Annotated in this window: 1 protein-coding gene; it reads right to left on the reverse strand. The window is 65.5% G+C overall.

Translation table 11 applies throughout. The features are described from left to right. On the reverse strand, nt 1–1,131 hold a 1,131-nt coding region (gene aceA, locus ACX80M_RS21050), incomplete at its 5' end, for an isocitrate lyase (RefSeq protein WP_459310416.1).

Genomic DNA, 1,131 nt, shown 5'->3' on the forward strand with positions numbered 1-1,131 from the left:
TTAGTGGAACTGGCCTTCTTCGGTGGATCCCACCAGTGCCAGGGTTGATGCGTTCGGGTTGAGCGCGGTTGCAATGTCGTCGAAGTAGCCGGTGCCGACTTCGCGCTGGTGCTTGGTCGCGGTGTAGCCGCGGGATTCGGAGGCGAATTCCTTTTCCTGGAGCTCGACGTAGGCGCTCATGCCTTCACGGGCGTAACCGTGGGCGAGATCGAACATCGAGTAGTTCAGGGCGTGGAAGCCGGCCAGGGTGATGAACTGGAACGTGAAGCCCATGGCGCCGAGTTCACGCTGGAACTTGGCGATGGTGGCGTCGTCCAGGTGCTTGCGCCAGTTGAACGACGGCGAGCAGTTGTAGGAGAGCATCTGGTCCGGGAAGTCAGCCTTGACGGCCTCGGCGAACTTGCGGGCCAGCTCCAGGTCCGGGGTGCCCGTCTCCATCCAGATGAGGTCGGAGTACGGGGCGTAGGCCTTGGCGCGGGCGATGCAGGGTTCGATGCCGTTGCGGACCTTGTAGAAGCCTTCCGGGGTGCGTTCGCCGGTGACGAATTCCTGGTCGCGGGGATCGACGTCGGAGGTGATCAGGGTGGCTGCCTCGGCGTCGGTGCGGGCGATGACCACCGAGGGGGTGCCGGCGACGTCGGCCGCCAGGCGGGCGGCGTTCAGGGTCCGGACGTGCTGCTGGGTGGGGATGAGCACCTTGCCGCCGAGATGGCCGCACTTCTTCTCCGAGGCGAGCTGGTCTTCCCAGTGCACACCTGCCGCGCCGGCCTGGATCATGGATTTCATGAGCTCGTAGGCGTTCAGCGGGCCACCGAAGCCGGCCTCGGCGTCGGCAACGATCGGCACCATCCAGTCCTCAACGGTCTGGATGCCTTCGGAGAATTCAATCTGGTCGGCGCGGAGCAGTGCGTTGTTGATGCGGCGGACCACGGTGGGGACCGAATTGGCCGGGTAGAGGGACTGGTCCGGGTAGGTGTGGCCGGAGTTGTTGGCGTCGGCGGCAACCTGCCAGCCGGAGAGGTAGATGGCGCGGAGGCCGGCCTTGACCTGCTGCACGGCCTGGTTGCCGGTGAGTGCGCCCAGGGCGTTGGTGTACCCGCCGGTCTTGTGCTCTTCGGTGAGCTGCTTCCA

The sequence above is a fragment of the Pseudarthrobacter sp. MDT1-22 genome (genome assembly GCF_054511035.1).